Genomic DNA, 13,740 nt, shown 5'->3' with positions numbered 1-13,740 from the left:
CCGTTCATAGTGTCTTCACGTCCAGGATGTTCACGACCTCACCTTCGCCGAGCACCGTCGCCCCGCTCAGGCCGGGGATGCCGCCGAGGACGCCCTCGAACGGCTTCACGACGACCTCTTGCTGGCCGCGGACCTCGTCGCAGTGGACCGCGATGGGGCGGACCTCACCGCGGATGCGCAGGTACATCCCGTCGCCGTTGCGCGGGGTACCCGGTGTCTCGAGGGCCTCGTTCAGGCGGACCAGCGGGAGCGTCTCGTCGCCGTCGACGATGACCTCCTGTCCGTCCTCTTCGCGCACGTCGACCGCGGGGCCGATGTCGCGCACGACCTTCACCGGCACGCCGAACTCCTCGTCGCCGGACTCCACGAACAGCACGTCCGCGATAGCCACGGTGACGGGGAGCAGCAGCCGGATGGTGGTGCCCTCGCCCGGTTCGGATTCGATGCTGACCGAGCCGTCGAGGTCGTTGACGGTACTCTTGACCACGTCCATCCCCACACCGCGGCCGGAGACGTCGGTGACCTCCGACGCCGTCGACAGCCCGGGGTGGAAGACGAGTTCGAACGCCTCCGAGTCCGAGAGGTCCTCGGCCTCCTCGGCCGTGAGGATACCTTCCTCGACAGCCTCCTCGCGGAGGCGGTCGGGGTCGAGCCCGCGGCCGTCGTCTTCGACCTCGATGACGACCTGGTCGCGGGCGCGCTCGACGCTGAGGGTGATGTGCCCTTCGTCGGGCTTGTCCAGCTCTGCGCGTTCCTCGGGGGATTCGATGCCGTGGTCGACCGCGTTGCGCACGATGTGGACCAGCGGGTCCGAGATCTGGTCGAGGATGGACCGGTCGAGTTCGACCGACTCGCCCTGCATCTCGAAGGCGACCTGCTTGTCCTGTTCGCGGGAGATGTCCCGCACGACGCGCGGGAGCTTGTTCGCGACCATCTTCACCGGGACCAGTCGGACGTCCATGACGGTGTCCTGGAGTTCACCCGTCAGGTCCTCCAACTCGTCCAGTTCGTCGTCGAGTTCGCCGGGGTCGGCGCCCTCCTCGACGGTCCGGCGGAGCCGGACGCGGCTGGTGACCAGTCCCTCGACGAGGTTGAGCAGTTTGTCGACCTGTTCGACGTCGACACGGATGGACTGTATCTCGCTCTCCGTGTCGCTCTCGCTCTCCTCGTCGCCGAGGGTCTGGATGTCGACCTCGTACTCCGAGGCGTCGACGACCGGGCCGGTCGGGCCGGCGTCGGCCGTCTCGGCGTCGTCACCCTCGTCTGCCGACGGCGCTTCCGGTTCGTCGAAGTCGCCGTAGTCGAGGCCGGGGTCGTCGAAGCCGCCGCCGTAACTGCTGGCGTCGGCCGCGGTGTCGGGGCCGGCATCGAAGTCGCCGTCCCCGAGGTCGTCGCCGAAGTCGCCGGTGTCGACCGACGCCGCCGCGGTGTCGGCCTCCTCCGGCTCGTCGAGTTCGAACTCGCCGACCTCGACGTCGTCGAGGTCCGGGTCGGAGCGAGCGCGGGCCCGCTCCAGTGGCGTGAGTTCCTCGTCATCGCCGGCGGCGTCGGCGGACTCGCCGTCCGCGTCGGCCGCGTCGACGTCTTCGAGCGACGCTGCCTCGGCCTGTTCTGCGGACTCGATGTCGGCGTCTGCCGCCGCGGCATCGTCGGACTCGCCGTCCGTGATGCTCGCGTCGGCGGCCGCGGCGGCCGTCTCGGACGGGTCCGCCGCGTCGAGTTCGAAGTCGTCGCCGAGGTCGTCGCCGAAGGCATCGCCCTCGGTCGAGTCGGCGTCGAACCCGGTCGGCTCGTCGAAGCTCCCGGCCCCGAAGTCGTCCGAGTCGTCGGCCGCTTCCGGCCCGGCCGGCTCGTCGGCCTCGATGGGTGCCTCGGCCTCGACGGTGTCCGCCGGGGGACTCTCGTCGGAGACGTCCGCGTCGTCGGGCTCGTCGAGGTCGATTTCATCGACTTCCTCGGGTGCGGGAGTCTCGTCGGCCGCCTCGAGGTCGAGGTCGTCCTCGTCGGTGGATTCCTCGGCCGCCGCGGCTGCCTCGGTCTCGACGGCGTCGTCGGCCTCCGTGAGTTCGACCGGTTCCTCGTCGGCGAGGTCGTCGCCGAACTCGGCGGTGGCCGACTCCTCGGGTTCGTCGAACTCGGCGACCTCGCCGAAGTCGTCCGCCTCGTCGGCGTCCTCGAACCCGGTGTCGGTCGGCTCGTCAGCATCTTCGAACCCGATGTCCGCCTCGTCGGCCTCGGCCGCTGCGTCGGCAGACTCGGCGTCGGCCGCGTCGGCCGCTGCCGGGTCCGCCTCGATGGGGTCGGCCGTATCAGCATCGGCCGGGTCCGTCTCCACAGCGTCGGCCGGTTCGTCGCCGGTGTCGAACGCCTCGTCGACGTCGAGGCCGGAGTCCGCGTCGGCCAGTGCCGACTCGCCGTCGTCGGCGAAGCCGTCACCGAAGTCGAGGTCGTCGGACTCCTCGGCGGTCGGTTCGTCCGCGTCCTCGAACCCGGCGACGTCGTCGCCGACGAGTTCGTCCATCGTGACCTCGTCCTGGCCACTGCTGACGGCGGACTCGCCCTGGGCGAAGAAGTCGTCGTCTCGCTCCTCGAAGTCGTCGCCGAGGAGTTCGTCGAAGCCGACCTCCTCCTCGTCGGAGTACTCGTCGAACTCGAGTTCGGCGAGTTCGTCCTGGAGTTCGTCGAAGCCGACGGGGTCGACCTCCTGTTTGAGTTCCGCGAAGGTCGCCGCCGCGTCGTCGACCTCCTCGTCGGGGTCCTCGGCGGGTGCCGGTTCCGGTTCGGAATCGGCGGCGGGTTCGCCCTCGTCCGAGTCGGCCTCGTCGAACCCGAGGTCGGCCTCGGCGGCGGGTTCGCCCGTGCCTGCGGGCCCCTCCTCGAGTTCGTCACCGAAGTCGATGTCGTCGAAGGAGCCGGCGTCGCCGAGGTCGTCGAACCCGGAGACGTCGTCCATCTCCTCGACCATCGCGTCGAGGTCGTCGTACTCGTCGAACTCCGAGAGGAGGTCGTCGACGGACATGTCCTGTGCGGTCTCGGCGTCGATGTCCGCGCCGGGGTCCTCCTCGAAGAGGTCGTCGAACTCGTCCTCGACGACGGTCTGTTCGACGTTGGCGTCCTCGTAGCGGTCGGTCACCTCCGTGATGCGGTCGTCCGCGACCGCGTCGACAGGGTCGAGTGCAGCGGAGATGGCCGCCTCGCCGACGGCGCTGCCGAACACCGCGTCGACGGTGCCGTCGTAGTCGCCCGAGGCGAGGGCGTCCTCGTCCGGGACCGTCCCGAGGAGGTCGAACGCGTCCGCGAGCGCCTTCACGACCAGCCGGCCGTTCTGGCGCTCCTCGTTCTCCTCGATGGCGAGGCGGACGTGGTAGACGTCGTGGGACTCGTCGGTGAGTTCGCCGGCGGCCTCGACGGCCTCGTCGAGGGCCGGGCCGTCCGGGTCCGTGATGGTCGGGACGCCCGTCTCGGCCTCCTTGACCTCGCGGAGGCGCTCGATGGTGTCCGAGGCGTCGGTGCGGATCTCGCCGTAGGTCCGGAGGTCGTCGAGCATCGTCTCCAGCTCGTCGACGCCCGCGAAGACCTCGTCCATCAGTTCCGGCGTGACGTCGACCTCCCCGGAGCGCACCGCCTCGAGGAGGTCCTCGATGGCGTGTGCGAGGTTCGATGCTTCCTCGAACCCCATCGCACCCGCGTTGCCCTTGAGGGTGTGGGCCATCCGGAAGATGCGGCCCATCGCCTCGTCGTCGTCGGGGTCGCGCTCGAGTTCGAGGAGCGCGTTGTTCAGCTCCGTGATGTTCTCTTCGGACTCCTGCACGAAGTCCCTGAGGTACTCATCCATGGCTCTGTGCCTCCTGCGTGAAGACCGAACAGATGCCCTCGGGGATGTCGGTCGCCGAGAGCACCTGGTCGACACACCCGGTCTCGATAGCCTTCTGCGGGATACCGAAGACGGGGCTCGATGCTTCGTCCTGCGCGATGGTCGCGCCGCCGGCCTCCTTGATGGCGACCATGCCGGCCGCGCCGTCCTTGCCCATGCCGGTGAGCGTGACGCCACAGAGCGGGTCCGAGACGCGCTCGGCCGCCGTCTCCATGGTCACGTCGATGGCGGGGCGGACGCCGTGGCGGCGCTCGTCCTGGGTGAGCCGGACGCGGACGTTCCCGGCCACGTTCGAGACCACCTCCATGTGGTAGTCCCCGCGCGCGATGGCGATGTCGCCGTCGCGCAGGCGGAGCCCGTCGGTCGCCTCGTGGACGTCGTAGTTCGACAGCCTGTCGAGGCGGGCGGCGAGGCGGTCGGTGAACGAGGCCGGCATGTGCTGGACGACCAGTACCTTCGCGCCGAGTGCGACCGGCAGGTTCGTCACGATCTGCTCGACGACCTTCGGGCCGCCCGTGGACGCGCCGATGACGACGGTCGGGTGCTTGACGTACGACCGGCTGGTCGTCGCTCCGTCGCTCGATTCGTCCGTTCCGGTGCGGTCCCCGGTCTGGCCGCCGCCGGCTGCCGCCCGCGCCTTCGAACGCGACTTCATCGACGACGCGTCGACGCTGGCGACGGCCTGGACCTTCTCGACCAGCCTGTCCGCCAGGCTGGCGATGTTCGGTGAGACCTCGCCGCTCGGTTTGGCGAGGAAGTCCACCGCGCCCCGGTCCAGGGCTTCGAACGTCTCGTCGGCCCCCTTGCTCGTGTGTGCGCTGAGCATCAGGATGGGGGTGGGGTTCGTCGCCATGATCTCGGTGACGGCGTCGATGCCGTTCATGCCGGGCATCTGGACGTCCATCGTGACGATATCGGGGTCGTGTTCGGCGACCGCTTCGACTGCCTTCTTGCCGTTGCTGGCGCTGTAGACCTCGTACCCGTCGTCGGCGAGGATGTTGCCGATGACCGTCCGCATGAACTGCGAATCGTCGACAACCAGCACGCTCGTCATGCAGGGACGACGTCTTTCAGCGCTTTGCGGACGCTGGGTTCCTCGAACGGTTTGGTCACGTAGCCATCCGCACCGGCTTTGACCGCGAGCTTCATCTTCTCGCGCTGGCCAACCGATGTGCACATGATGACACGTGAACTCGGGTCGAGCTTCTTGATGGCAGCTGTCGCCTTGATTCCATTACACTTCGGCATCACGATGTCCATCATCACGATGTCCGGGTTCTCTTCTTTGTACAGTTTGACCGCTTCGGCCCCGTTGGACGCCTCTCCTACGATCTCGTACTCGTCCTCCAGAATCTGCCTGAGGAGGTTCCGCATAAAATGAGAGTCGTCCACGATGAGCACCCCTGTCGACATTCAGTTAATACACCAAGCCACGGTAGACCAAGCGTGGACATAAATGCTGTTGCCCCGTTATCAGTGGCGATAATCGGTAGAACGGACCGGTGACGGGTTGCTTACCGGCGGATTCGGACCGAACGGTTCACTCGGCTGCTTGCCCGGACGCCTGGATGAGTCCTTTGATGTCGAGCAACCCCATCGTGTCGACGACCTGACCATCGTCTTCCCGGTAGATGACCGCGGTCACGAGCGGGTGGTCGCCGGTCTCGTCCTCGGCGTGCTCGCTGGGGACGATGGACCGGAGCGGAATCAGGTCGACCCCCTCCACGTCGTCGACACGGATGCCGACACCCTGCTTGTCGGCGGCACGGTCGAAGACGATGATGCGCTGGCGGTTCAGGTCGGCCGGTTCCTCCTCGACGTGGAAGTGGACGCGGGGTTCGATGACCGCGGTGATCTCACCGCGCAGGTCCATGATGCCGTCGATGGCCGGCGAGGTCCGGGGGACGCGGGTCCACTCCTTGACCTTCACGATGCTCTTGACGGCGTCGACGCTGATGGCGAACCGGTGCTCGCCGAGGCGGAACACGACGAACCGTTCGATCTCCTCGTCCTCGTCATCGGGCGACCGGTCGCTTTGAATCTCCGTTTCGGGTTCGTCCTCCCCCTCCTCGGGGTTCTCGACGTCGATATCCAGCAACTCGTCGGGCAGGTCCGTTGACATCGTTATCGGGTATCTCCCCCGCTAGGTAAAAACGTTGACCCCCGACCCGGCCACGCTGTCCCGGACAGCCGGTCAGAGGACGGCGAGCGCCGTCCAGGCCAGGAACTGGATGGCGGCCATGGTGACCATCACGGCGACCGTGGGGAAGGGCGACCGGACGACCGTGAACCGCCGGGCGGCGACGACGGCACCCGGGAGGACGAGCAGGCTCGACCAGCCGACGGCGGGCGGGAGCAGCTCCAGCAGCGGAAGCACCGCCAGCAGGCCGAGCGAGAGGGTGGCACTGGCCAGATGGGCCCGGCGGAGCCGTGCCGGGGACCACCGCGTCGGGAGCGTCCGTTTGCCCACCGTCGCGTCGGCCTCGCGGTCGGGCCACTGCGTCGCCAGCAGGTTCGTGAACACGTAGACGGCGAACGGGACAACGGCGAGGACCGCCGGGGCGTCGACCCGCCCGCCGACCACGACGAACCCGTACAGTGGCAGGCAGATACCGCCGAGGAGCGCGTTCGTCACCTCGCCCAGCCCGCGCCAGGCGAGCGCCGGCCCGACCGAGTACGCCCAGCCGAGGACCGTGATGACGACCAGGATGGCGACGGCGACCCCGGAGAGCAATCCGACAGCCACCCCGGCGACGGTCGCGACGGTCCCGACGGCGAGGCTGCCCAGCGCCGCCCGCAGGGCGAACCGCGGTGGAAGCCCCGTCCGGGGGAGCGCCCCGCTGCCGCCGGAGAACGGGGTCGGGTCGGTCAGCGCGTCGGTCTCGTGGTCCACGTACTCGTTGACGTGGTGGACGCTCGCGGCCGTCGGCAGGAGTGCGAGACCGGCTGCCAACACCGCCGCCGGAGCGACTGCCACGCCGCGGGCCGCGGCCATGGCCACCCCCAGCCCGTAGACCAGCACGATGAGCGCGAGCTGGGAAGGTCGGGCCATCTCCCAGAGTGCGGACACCTTCTGTAACCGGGCCCGTGACATGCCAGTGGGTAGCGATTGGAGCTACCTAACACCGCGCTTCTGTTACTGTGCTTACTTTTTCAGGCTACCATAAGATTCAATTCTCATAATCGAGAATGGGTCATCGGATGGCTTCGACTAGCTGGCAGGGCAAAAGCGAGGACCACGCGACGGAGGTCCTCGCCACGCTCGGTAACAAGTACAGTGCGGAGATACTCTGTGCGGCACAGACACCCACGTCGGCACAGGAACTCAGCGAGGAGGTGGGCATCCCGATCGCGACCTGCTACCGACGTATCGAGGAACTGGTCGAGACGGGGCTGCTCCAGTGCGAGGGGCGACAGCTCTCGGACGAGGGCCGACGGACGAACGTCTACCGACGGACGCTCGACGAACTCGCGGTCGACTTCTCGGACCCGGACCCGTCGTTCTCCCGGAAGGAACGATCGGAGGCGAAGAACAGGTTACAGGACAAGATGGACGACTGACCACGCGACGTTCTCTCGCTGCCGGTGCCGCATACTGGCCAGTATCGAAGCCGACGCCGTTCTCGCCGTGGCGACTCCCGGTCCTGTCTTCGCATCAGCAGACTCAAGTGCTCCTCGGATAATATCGAGGTATGACTCCAGGCGCACTCGACGAGAGCGAGCCGCCCCTCCGCGACCTCTCCAGCCACGAGCGGACGCTCCACGTCGGCCGCGACCGCCCGATCCGAATCAGTACAGGCCATCGAATCCTCCACCACGAGGGCAAGTGCTCGCGCCCCCACGGCCACAACTACGAGATAACCGTCAGCATCACCGGGACCCTCAGCGAGGAGGGCTGGGTGGTCGACAAGGGCGACGTGACATCCATCATCGACGAGTGGGACCACCGGTTCCTCCTCGAAGCCGGCGACCCGCTCGTCGACGCCTTCGAGGCCGCCGGGGACGAGGACGGCCTCGTCGTCATCGACCACCCGCCGACGGCCGAGGTGATGTCCGTCCTCCTCGAGGAGAAGTTCATGGAGCGCCTGCCGGACAACGTCACCGACGTCGCCGTCCAGGTGGCCGAGACGGCCGAACTCTGCGGCGGGAGCGAGCTCTGAGATGCCCGTCACGAGCGAGGCACCGCACGAGAACGCCGGCGAGGCGGGCGACCTCCCCATCAACGAGCTGTTCTACTCGGTCCAGGGCGAGGGCGTCCTCGCGGGCGTCCCCAGCGTCTTCGTCCGGACGAGCGGCTGCAACCTCCGGTGCTGGTTCTGTGACTCCTACCACACCTCGTGGGAGCCGACCCACGCGTGGATGGCCATCGAGGACATCGTCGCGGAGGTCGAGTCCCACGAGCAGGCCGACCACGTCGTCGTCACCGGCGGCGAACCGCTCATCCACGACGACGTCGTCGACCTGCTGCACGAACTCGACGACCGTGGCTATCACACCACCGTCGAGACGAACGGGACCATCTACCGCGACGCGCCCATCGACCTCGCCTCCATCTCGCCGAAGTTGGCGAACAGCACGCCGACGCCGGAGACCGCCCGCGACGACGGCGAGCCGGTCGAGAGCGACGACTGGGCGGAGCGCCACGAGGCGAACCGCATCGACGTCGACGCCCTCGCCCGGCTCGTCGACGAGTACGACCGCCAGCTGAAGTTCGTGGTCACGGGCCCCGACGACATGCCCGAGATCGAGTCGCTCGTCGCCGACGTCCGGCAGGCCACCAGCGCCACCATCCGCGACGACGAGATACTGCTCATGCCGGAGGGGGCGACCCGCGACCGGCTCGCGGAGACGCGCCAGCCCGTCGCCGAACTCGCGATGGAGTACGGCTACCGGTACACACCACGCTTGCACGTGGACCTCTGGAACGACGCCCCCGAGACCTGACAGGCATCACGATGCACCAGTACCCGCCCATCCCCGACGCCGCGGACGCCCCCGCCGAGCTGTTCGAGCAGGGCCACCTCTGGCTGACCGAGCAGCTCGACGGGGCCCACCTCCGGTTCACCACGCAGGAGACGGGCGTCCTCGCCTTCGGCGACCGGACGCGTGTCTGGACCGAGGGTGAGATTCCGGAACAGTACCGCCACGCGGTCAGGCACGTCCGCGAGACGGTCGACCGCGACGCCCTGCAGGAGGCGGTCGACAGCGCGGGCGACCTCGTCGTCTTCGGGGCGGCGATGCACCGCCGGACAATCGACTACGACTGGGACCGCGTCCCGAGCTTCGTCGGGTTCGACGTCTGGGCCGCCGACCGCGACGCCTTCCTCCCGCCGGACCTCGCCGAGAAGGTGGTCGAGGGCATCGGCCTCGCGTCCGTGAACACCTTCGACCGGGAGGTCCCGGCGAAGCACTTCCAGCCCGAGAGCTACGAGGTCCCCGACTCGGAGTGGTACGACGGCCCCGCCGCGGGCGTCGTCGTCAAGAACAAGCGCGGGCTCCGGGCCAGCATCGCCTCGGACCGGCTCGACGCGACCGCTGGGCCCGAGCCGGTCGACACCTCTCCAGAAGCGTTCACCGAGCGCGTCGTCTCCGAGGGGCTGGTCCGGCGAGTCGTCCGGGACCTGACCGACCGCGCCGGTGGCTCCCCGCCGAAGGCCGAGACGGTCCACCAGCACGTCCTCGACCGCGTCTTCCGCGCCGAGTACGGCCGCCTCACCCACCACGAGAGTTCGGTCGACCCGGCCAGCGTCCGGTCCGCCGTCGCCGGCCGGGTCCAGACGCTCCTGCACCGCATCGACACCGAGACAGCCTGATATTCCACGACCATGCCAGCAGACACCGACACCACGACCGACGAATCGTCCACCGACCAGTCCGACAGGCGCGCCGTCGTCCTCGCCTCCGGCGGGATGGACTCCGCGACCGCCGCCTACGAGGCGAAGTCCCGCGGGTACGACCTCTACCTGCTCCACACGTCCTACGGCCAGAACACCGAGGACCGCGAGTACGAGTGCGCCCGCCAGCTCGCAGCCGAGGTCGACGCCGCCGACTTCCTCCACATCGAGACGGGTCACCTGAAGAAGATCGGCGCGTCGTCGCTCACCGACGACGAGATGGCGGTCGAAGACGCCGACCCCGACGCCGAAGACGACGAGATTCCGGACACCTACGTCCCGTTCCGGAACGCGAACCTGCTCTCGATGGCGGTCTCCTACGCCGAGGCCAACGACTGTGACGCGGTGTTCATCGGCGCGCACTCCGAGGACTTCGCGGGCTACCCCGACTGCCGGCCCGCGTTCTTCGAGGCGTTCGAGAACGTGGTCGACGTGGGCACGAAGCCAGAGACCGACATCAGCATCGAGGCGCCCTTCGTCGAGTGGTCGAAGACCGACATCGCCCGCCGCGGCGTCGACCTCGACGTGCCCTACGAGCACACCTGGAGCTGCTACCGGGCGAACGAACCCGCCTGTGGCACCTGTGACTCCTGTGCCTTCCGACTGGAGGCCTTCCAGAACGTCGGGGTGCGCGACCCCATCGAGTACGCCGAGCGCCCCGAGTACGCCGACTGACCTACTCCGCCGACCCTTCTTCCGACAGCCCCGGGACCGGCACCTCGACGGTCCGGTCGCTCCCGAAGAACGCGAACAGCGCGAACAGTGCGTACAGGGCCGGCTCGTCCGTCAGGACGCCGAACACGCCGAACGTCCCGAGCGCGCCCAGTCGCCAGAGTTCGAGTCGCATACGCGTGAGAGTTGGTCCCGGCAGCACTTGACAGCGAACAGTCGTTTTCACTCGGCGGGAACGTCGGCCCTCGCAGAGTCGACGTCCTCGTCGTCCGTGTCGCCCTTCTCCCGAGAGAACACGGTCAGGCCGATACCGACGAGTACCACGGCGCCACCGCCGATGGTGAGCAGGCCGGGGACCTCCGCGAACAGCGCCAGCGCGAGGAGGGCGCTCCCGACCGGCTCGCCAAGGAGCGAGACGCTCACGACCCAGGACTCCACGCGCTCCAGCACCCAGTTGACGACGGTGTGGCCGAAGATACCGGGGCCGACCGCCATCGCGAGGAACAGGGCCCACTCCCGGGGCGGGTAGCCGAGGAGGTCGTGGCCCTGCACGAGCACCACCCCGAGCAGCACCACGGTACAGGCCGCGTAGACGACGGTGACGTACGGGAACACGCGAATCCGCTGGCGGAGCGACCGACCCGCCAGCACGTAGCCGGAGGCCATCGCGGCCGCCAGCACCGCCAGCACGTTCCCGAGCAGGGGCGCACTGGCCCCCGAGTTCGAGGCGGCGTCGAGGCCCATCAGCGACGCGCCGAGGACCGCGATGAGGATGCCGACGACGGTCTTCGTCGTCACGCGCTCGTCCAGCAGCGCCCACCCGCCAAGCGCGACGAAGAGGGGTTGCGTCTGGACGAGCGTCGCACTGGCTGCGATAGTGGTCAAATCGAGGCTCACGAACCAGAGCGCGAAGTGCGCCGCGAGCGCGACACCCGCGACCAGGGCGACGCCGAGGTCCTTGCGGCCGATGCGTTCGAAGTCGCCGGAGCCCCGCCGCAGGGCGATGGGGGCGACGATGGCCGTCATGAACGCGACGCGGTAGAGCGCCTTCACGGTGCTCGGGGCCTCCGAGAGGCGGACGAGCGGGGCGCTCGTGCTGACCGCGAGGACGGCCACGACGAGGGCGACCCACGGCGGCACGTCGTCGGTTCTGGCGGCGAGTCCGGCGAACACAGAGCCATCGATGCAACCGCCCACCATACTGCTTGCGGAACCGGCACGCCGGCGGCGAATCGCGGGGGTTTACCCCCTCCACCGAGTGCGACCCCACGTGGACGAAGAGACCACCGGTGCGTTGCTCGTCGTCGTCTCCGCGGTCGGCTTCGGGACTCTCGGTATCTTCGGCAAGCTCGCCGAGGCCGCCGGCCTGACAGTCCCGACGCTGCTCGCCGCCCGATTCGTCATCGCCAGCCTGCTCGTCTGGGGAGTCCTGAGTATGCGTGGCAACGCCAGCGTCCTCACGGGGCGCGGGCTCGCGGTCGCTCTCGGCCTCGGGACTCTCGGCTACGCCCTGATGAGTGGTCTCTACTTCGTCGGGCTGGGCTACCTCACGGCCGGACTGGCGGGCATCGTCCTCTACACCTACCCGGCGTTCGTCGTCTGCCTCGCGCTCCTGAGCGGGCGCGAGACCGTCACGCCCCGGCTCGTCGCCGCGCTCGTGCTCTGTCTCGCCGGGGTGGCGCTGGTCCTCGGCGTCGACCCGGCAGGTGCGGACCCACTCGGCGTGACCATCGTGCTCGCCGCCGCGGTCGTCTACGCCGGCTACATCACCGCCAGCGGGATGGCACTGGACTCGGTCCGGCCCCGGACGCTGACGGCGCACGTCCTGCCCGCAGCCGGCGGCGCCTTTCTCGCGGTCGGGAGCCTGACCGGGACGCTGTCGGTCCCTGCGGGCCCGGCCCAGTGGAGCGTGGTGGTCGGCATCTCGCTCGTCGCGACCATCGTCCCCATCTTCGCCTTCTTCGCGGGCATCCAGCGCGTCGGCGCGAGCCGCGCCAGCGTCCTGAGCACGGTCGAGCCGGCCGTGACGGTCGCGCTGGGGGCGGTCTATCTCTCGGAACCCGTGACGGTGACGACCGTCGTAGGTGGGGTGCTGGTGCTCGCCGGTGTGGTGCTGGCGCAGTCGTAGCGGAGACTGGTTCTACGTCCCGGGCCCGTCCTTCGTCGCGGTCGGCCGGAAGACGTAGAACAGCGGCCCCGCGACGAAACTCCATGCGACCGCGCTCACGACGACGGCGGAGACGTAGGCCGCGGCCCACGGTGCACTCCAGCCGTCTGCCAGCGTTTTCGCGACCATCATGACTGGCAACAAGACGTAGAAACCACCCAGTATCAGGGCAGCCTCACGTGTCGAGTCCGACGCGATGAGCAACGGGACGCCGAGACCGACGAGTCCGAACGATGCCTTGAGCCAGGGTTCCCCGGAGAGGAGCAGGTGGCCGCCCGCGGCTGCGGCGAGTATCGAGACGGACGACACGGCCAGAAGACGAGTGAAATTACGGTCTGGCAGCCAGTCAACCGACCGCCAGAGCGTTCCAGTGACCCCGAAGACGACCAGCACGACACCGGTCGAGAACAGCCAGTCGAGGTTCGTCCAGAGACCGCCGCCCGGGAGTGACGGTCCTCCGAGAATCGCAAGCCCCGAGAGCGTCGCGAGGCCGTACCTGGTCGTGTCCTGCACAGTCGACCTTCCCCGCAAAAATGTAAGTACTTTGTGTGGAACCCGCCGGGGTCACTCCGCGTCTTCGGGCGTGTCGAAGTCGTGGAAGTGCTCGCCCTCCTCCTTCGAGAGGATGTTCAGGGCGGCGGCCGCACCGTCCCCGGCGGAGATGATGGCCTGCCACTCCTGGTCGCGGACCATCGCGCCGGTCGCGTAGGCGTCCGCGACGCTCGTCTCCATGGAGACGCCCACGTCGACCACGTCGCCGTCGAAGTCACAGCCGAGGCCCTCGGCGAGGTCACGGTTCGCGCCGGTCGCGAGCACGACGTAGTCCGCCTCGTACTCGTCGTCCGCTGTGGTGACGGTGAAGCCGTCGCCGGCGGCCTCGACGCCGGTGACCTCCTCGCCCTGGTGGCGGTCGACGCCGAAGTCGTCGACCTGCTCGCGGGCGTCGTCCATGAACGCCGAGCCGTCCTCGGACTCGATGCCGAGGTAGTTGAATAGATGAGCTTTGTGCATCCAGGTCCCGTCGGTGTCGAAGACGGTCGTCTCGAGGCCGTTCTTCGCGGTGAACAGGGCGGCGGACAGTCCTGCCGGTCCGCCACCGACGACGACTACGTGAGCCATGCGCAGTGATAGCA

The 13,740-nt window shown here is 68.6% G+C and carries 15 protein-coding genes; 6 read left to right on the top strand and 9 right to left on the bottom strand.

Features of this window, described 5'->3' with window-relative positions; genetic code table 11:
- Window positions 1–4 precede the first annotated feature (4 nt).
- The 5 genes from NOV86_RS00445 to NOV86_RS00425 form a co-directional block, all read right to left on the bottom strand.
- A complete protein-coding gene (locus tag NOV86_RS00445) occupies window positions 5–3,835 on the bottom strand; it encodes an Hpt domain-containing protein (protein ID WP_267639251.1) in 3,831 nt (1,276 codons plus the stop codon).
- Complete coding sequence (gene cheB / locus NOV86_RS00440; protein WP_267639249.1) at window positions 3,828–4,928, bottom strand: chemotaxis-specific protein-glutamate methyltransferase CheB; 1,101 nt, start codon at window positions 4,926–4,928, stop codon at window positions 3,828–3,830. The genes NOV86_RS00445 and cheB overlap by 8 nt, the downstream gene beginning before the upstream one ends.
- A complete protein-coding gene (gene cheY / locus NOV86_RS00435; RefSeq protein WP_267639248.1) occupies window positions 4,925–5,287 on the bottom strand; it encodes a chemotaxis protein CheY in 363 nt (120 codons plus the stop codon). The genes cheB and cheY overlap by 4 nt, the downstream gene beginning before the upstream one ends.
- Window positions 5,288–5,414: 127 nt before the next feature.
- Window positions 5,415–5,996, bottom strand: coding sequence for a chemotaxis protein CheW (locus NOV86_RS00430; RefSeq protein ID WP_267639246.1), 582 nt, complete (start codon window positions 5,994–5,996; stop codon window positions 5,415–5,417).
- 72 nt (window positions 5,997–6,068) lie between these two features.
- Window positions 6,069–6,968 carry a prenyltransferase gene (locus NOV86_RS00425; protein WP_267639245.1) on the bottom strand — a complete coding sequence of 300 codons (900 nt, stop codon included), beginning with the start codon at window positions 6,966–6,968 and terminating at the stop codon, window positions 6,069–6,071.
- A 107-nt stretch (window positions 6,969–7,075) separates the two neighbouring features.
- Between NOV86_RS00425 and NOV86_RS00420 the strand changes: the two genes are divergently transcribed.
- From NOV86_RS00420 to queC, 5 genes are all read left to right on the top strand, one after another.
- Entirely contained in the window at window positions 7,076–7,435 is a 360-nt protein-coding gene (locus NOV86_RS00420; protein ID WP_267639243.1) for a winged helix-turn-helix domain-containing protein, read from the top strand.
- Window positions 7,436–7,566: 131 nt separating this feature from the next.
- On the top strand, window positions 7,567–8,034 hold the full coding sequence (locus NOV86_RS00415; RefSeq protein ID WP_267639241.1) for a 6-pyruvoyl trahydropterin synthase family protein: 468 nt from the start codon (window positions 7,567–7,569) through the stop codon (window positions 8,032–8,034).
- Window position 8,035: 1 nt separating this feature from the next.
- Entirely contained in the window at window positions 8,036–8,818 is a 783-nt protein-coding gene (locus NOV86_RS00410; RefSeq protein WP_267639240.1) for a 7-carboxy-7-deazaguanine synthase QueE, read from the top strand.
- Window positions 8,819–8,829: 11 nt separating this feature from the next.
- The gene (locus NOV86_RS00405) at window positions 8,830–9,687 is read left to right on the top strand and encodes an RNA ligase family protein (RefSeq protein ID WP_267639239.1); all 858 of its coding nucleotides are present in this window, start codon (window positions 8,830–8,832) and stop codon (window positions 9,685–9,687) included.
- A 12-nt stretch (window positions 9,688–9,699) separates the two neighbouring features.
- Complete coding sequence (gene queC, locus NOV86_RS00400) at window positions 9,700–10,443, top strand: 7-cyano-7-deazaguanine synthase QueC (protein ID WP_267639237.1); 744 nt, start codon at window positions 9,700–9,702, stop codon at window positions 10,441–10,443.
- Window position 10,444: 1 nt separating this feature from the next.
- Here the strand turns inward: queC and NOV86_RS00395 are convergent, their stop codons facing one another.
- Window positions 10,445–10,615 (bottom strand): hypothetical protein, encoded by a 171-nt coding sequence (locus NOV86_RS00395; RefSeq protein WP_267639236.1) that lies wholly within the window; start codon window positions 10,613–10,615, stop codon window positions 10,445–10,447.
- A 47-nt stretch (window positions 10,616–10,662) separates the two neighbouring features.
- Window positions 10,663–11,613, bottom strand: coding sequence for a DMT family transporter (locus tag NOV86_RS00390; RefSeq protein WP_267639235.1), 951 nt, complete (start codon window positions 11,611–11,613; stop codon window positions 10,663–10,665).
- Window positions 11,614–11,710: 97 nt separating this feature from the next.
- On the opposite strand from NOV86_RS00390, the gene NOV86_RS00385 reads away from it, so the two are divergent.
- A complete protein-coding gene (locus tag NOV86_RS00385; RefSeq protein ID WP_267639234.1) occupies window positions 11,711–12,568 on the top strand; it encodes a DMT family transporter in 858 nt (285 codons plus the stop codon).
- Window positions 12,569–12,580: 12 nt separating this feature from the next.
- Here the strand turns inward: NOV86_RS00385 and NOV86_RS00380 are convergent, their stop codons facing one another.
- Both NOV86_RS00380 and NOV86_RS00375 read right to left on the bottom strand, forming a co-directional pair.
- Window positions 12,581–13,120 (bottom strand): hypothetical protein, encoded by a 540-nt coding sequence (locus NOV86_RS00380; protein ID WP_267639233.1) that lies wholly within the window; start codon window positions 13,118–13,120, stop codon window positions 12,581–12,583.
- 51 nt (window positions 13,121–13,171) lie between these two features.
- On the bottom strand, window positions 13,172–13,726 hold the full coding sequence (locus tag NOV86_RS00375; protein WP_267639232.1) for an NAD(P)/FAD-dependent oxidoreductase: 555 nt from the start codon (window positions 13,724–13,726) through the stop codon (window positions 13,172–13,174).
- Between the last annotated feature and the right edge of the window lie 14 nt (window positions 13,727–13,740).

This window comes from Haloarchaeobius amylolyticus, from assembly GCF_026616195.1.
In the GTDB taxonomy this organism is placed as follows: Archaea; Halobacteriota; Halobacteria; order Halobacteriales; family Natrialbaceae; genus Haloarchaeobius; species Haloarchaeobius amylolyticus.
This window is presented reverse-complemented; position numbering and strand designations above follow the sequence as displayed.

What these genes read in the sequence shown, in the direction of transcription:
- NOV86_RS00425 (WP_267639245.1), bottom strand. Translation starts at nt 6,968, where the DNA reads ATGTCACGGGCCCGGTTACAGAAGGTGTCCGCACTCTGGGAGATGGCC.
- NOV86_RS00430 (WP_267639246.1), bottom strand. Translation starts at nt 5,996, where the DNA reads ATGTCAACGGACCTGCCCGACGAGTTGCTGGATATCGACGTCGAGAAC.
- cheB (WP_267639249.1), bottom strand. Translation starts at nt 4,928, where the DNA reads ATGACGAGCGTGCTGGTTGTCGACGATTCGCAGTTCATGCGGACGGTC.
- NOV86_RS00445 (WP_267639251.1), bottom strand. Translation starts at nt 3,835, where the DNA reads ATGGATGAGTACCTCAGGGACTTCGTGCAGGAGTCCGAAGAGAACATC.
- NOV86_RS00405 (WP_267639239.1), top strand. Translation starts at nt 8,830, where the DNA reads ATGCACCAGTACCCGCCCATCCCCGACGCCGCGGACGCCCCCGCCGAG.
- NOV86_RS00415 (WP_267639241.1), top strand. Translation starts at nt 7,567, where the DNA reads ATGACTCCAGGCGCACTCGACGAGAGCGAGCCGCCCCTCCGCGACCTC.
- NOV86_RS00410 (WP_267639240.1), top strand. Translation starts at nt 8,036, where the DNA reads ATGCCCGTCACGAGCGAGGCACCGCACGAGAACGCCGGCGAGGCGGGC.
- NOV86_RS00375 (WP_267639232.1), bottom strand. Translation starts at nt 13,726, where the DNA reads ATGGCTCACGTAGTCGTCGTCGGTGGCGGACCGGCAGGACTGTCCGCC.
- NOV86_RS00395 (WP_267639236.1), bottom strand. Translation starts at nt 10,615, where the DNA reads ATGCGACTCGAACTCTGGCGACTGGGCGCGCTCGGGACGTTCGGCGTG.
- queC (WP_267639237.1), top strand. Translation starts at nt 9,700, where the DNA reads ATGCCAGCAGACACCGACACCACGACCGACGAATCGTCCACCGACCAG.
- NOV86_RS00420 (WP_267639243.1), top strand. Translation starts at nt 7,076, where the DNA reads ATGGCTTCGACTAGCTGGCAGGGCAAAAGCGAGGACCACGCGACGGAG.
- cheY (WP_267639248.1), bottom strand. Translation starts at nt 5,287, where the DNA reads ATGTCGACAGGGGTGCTCATCGTGGACGACTCTCATTTTATGCGGAAC.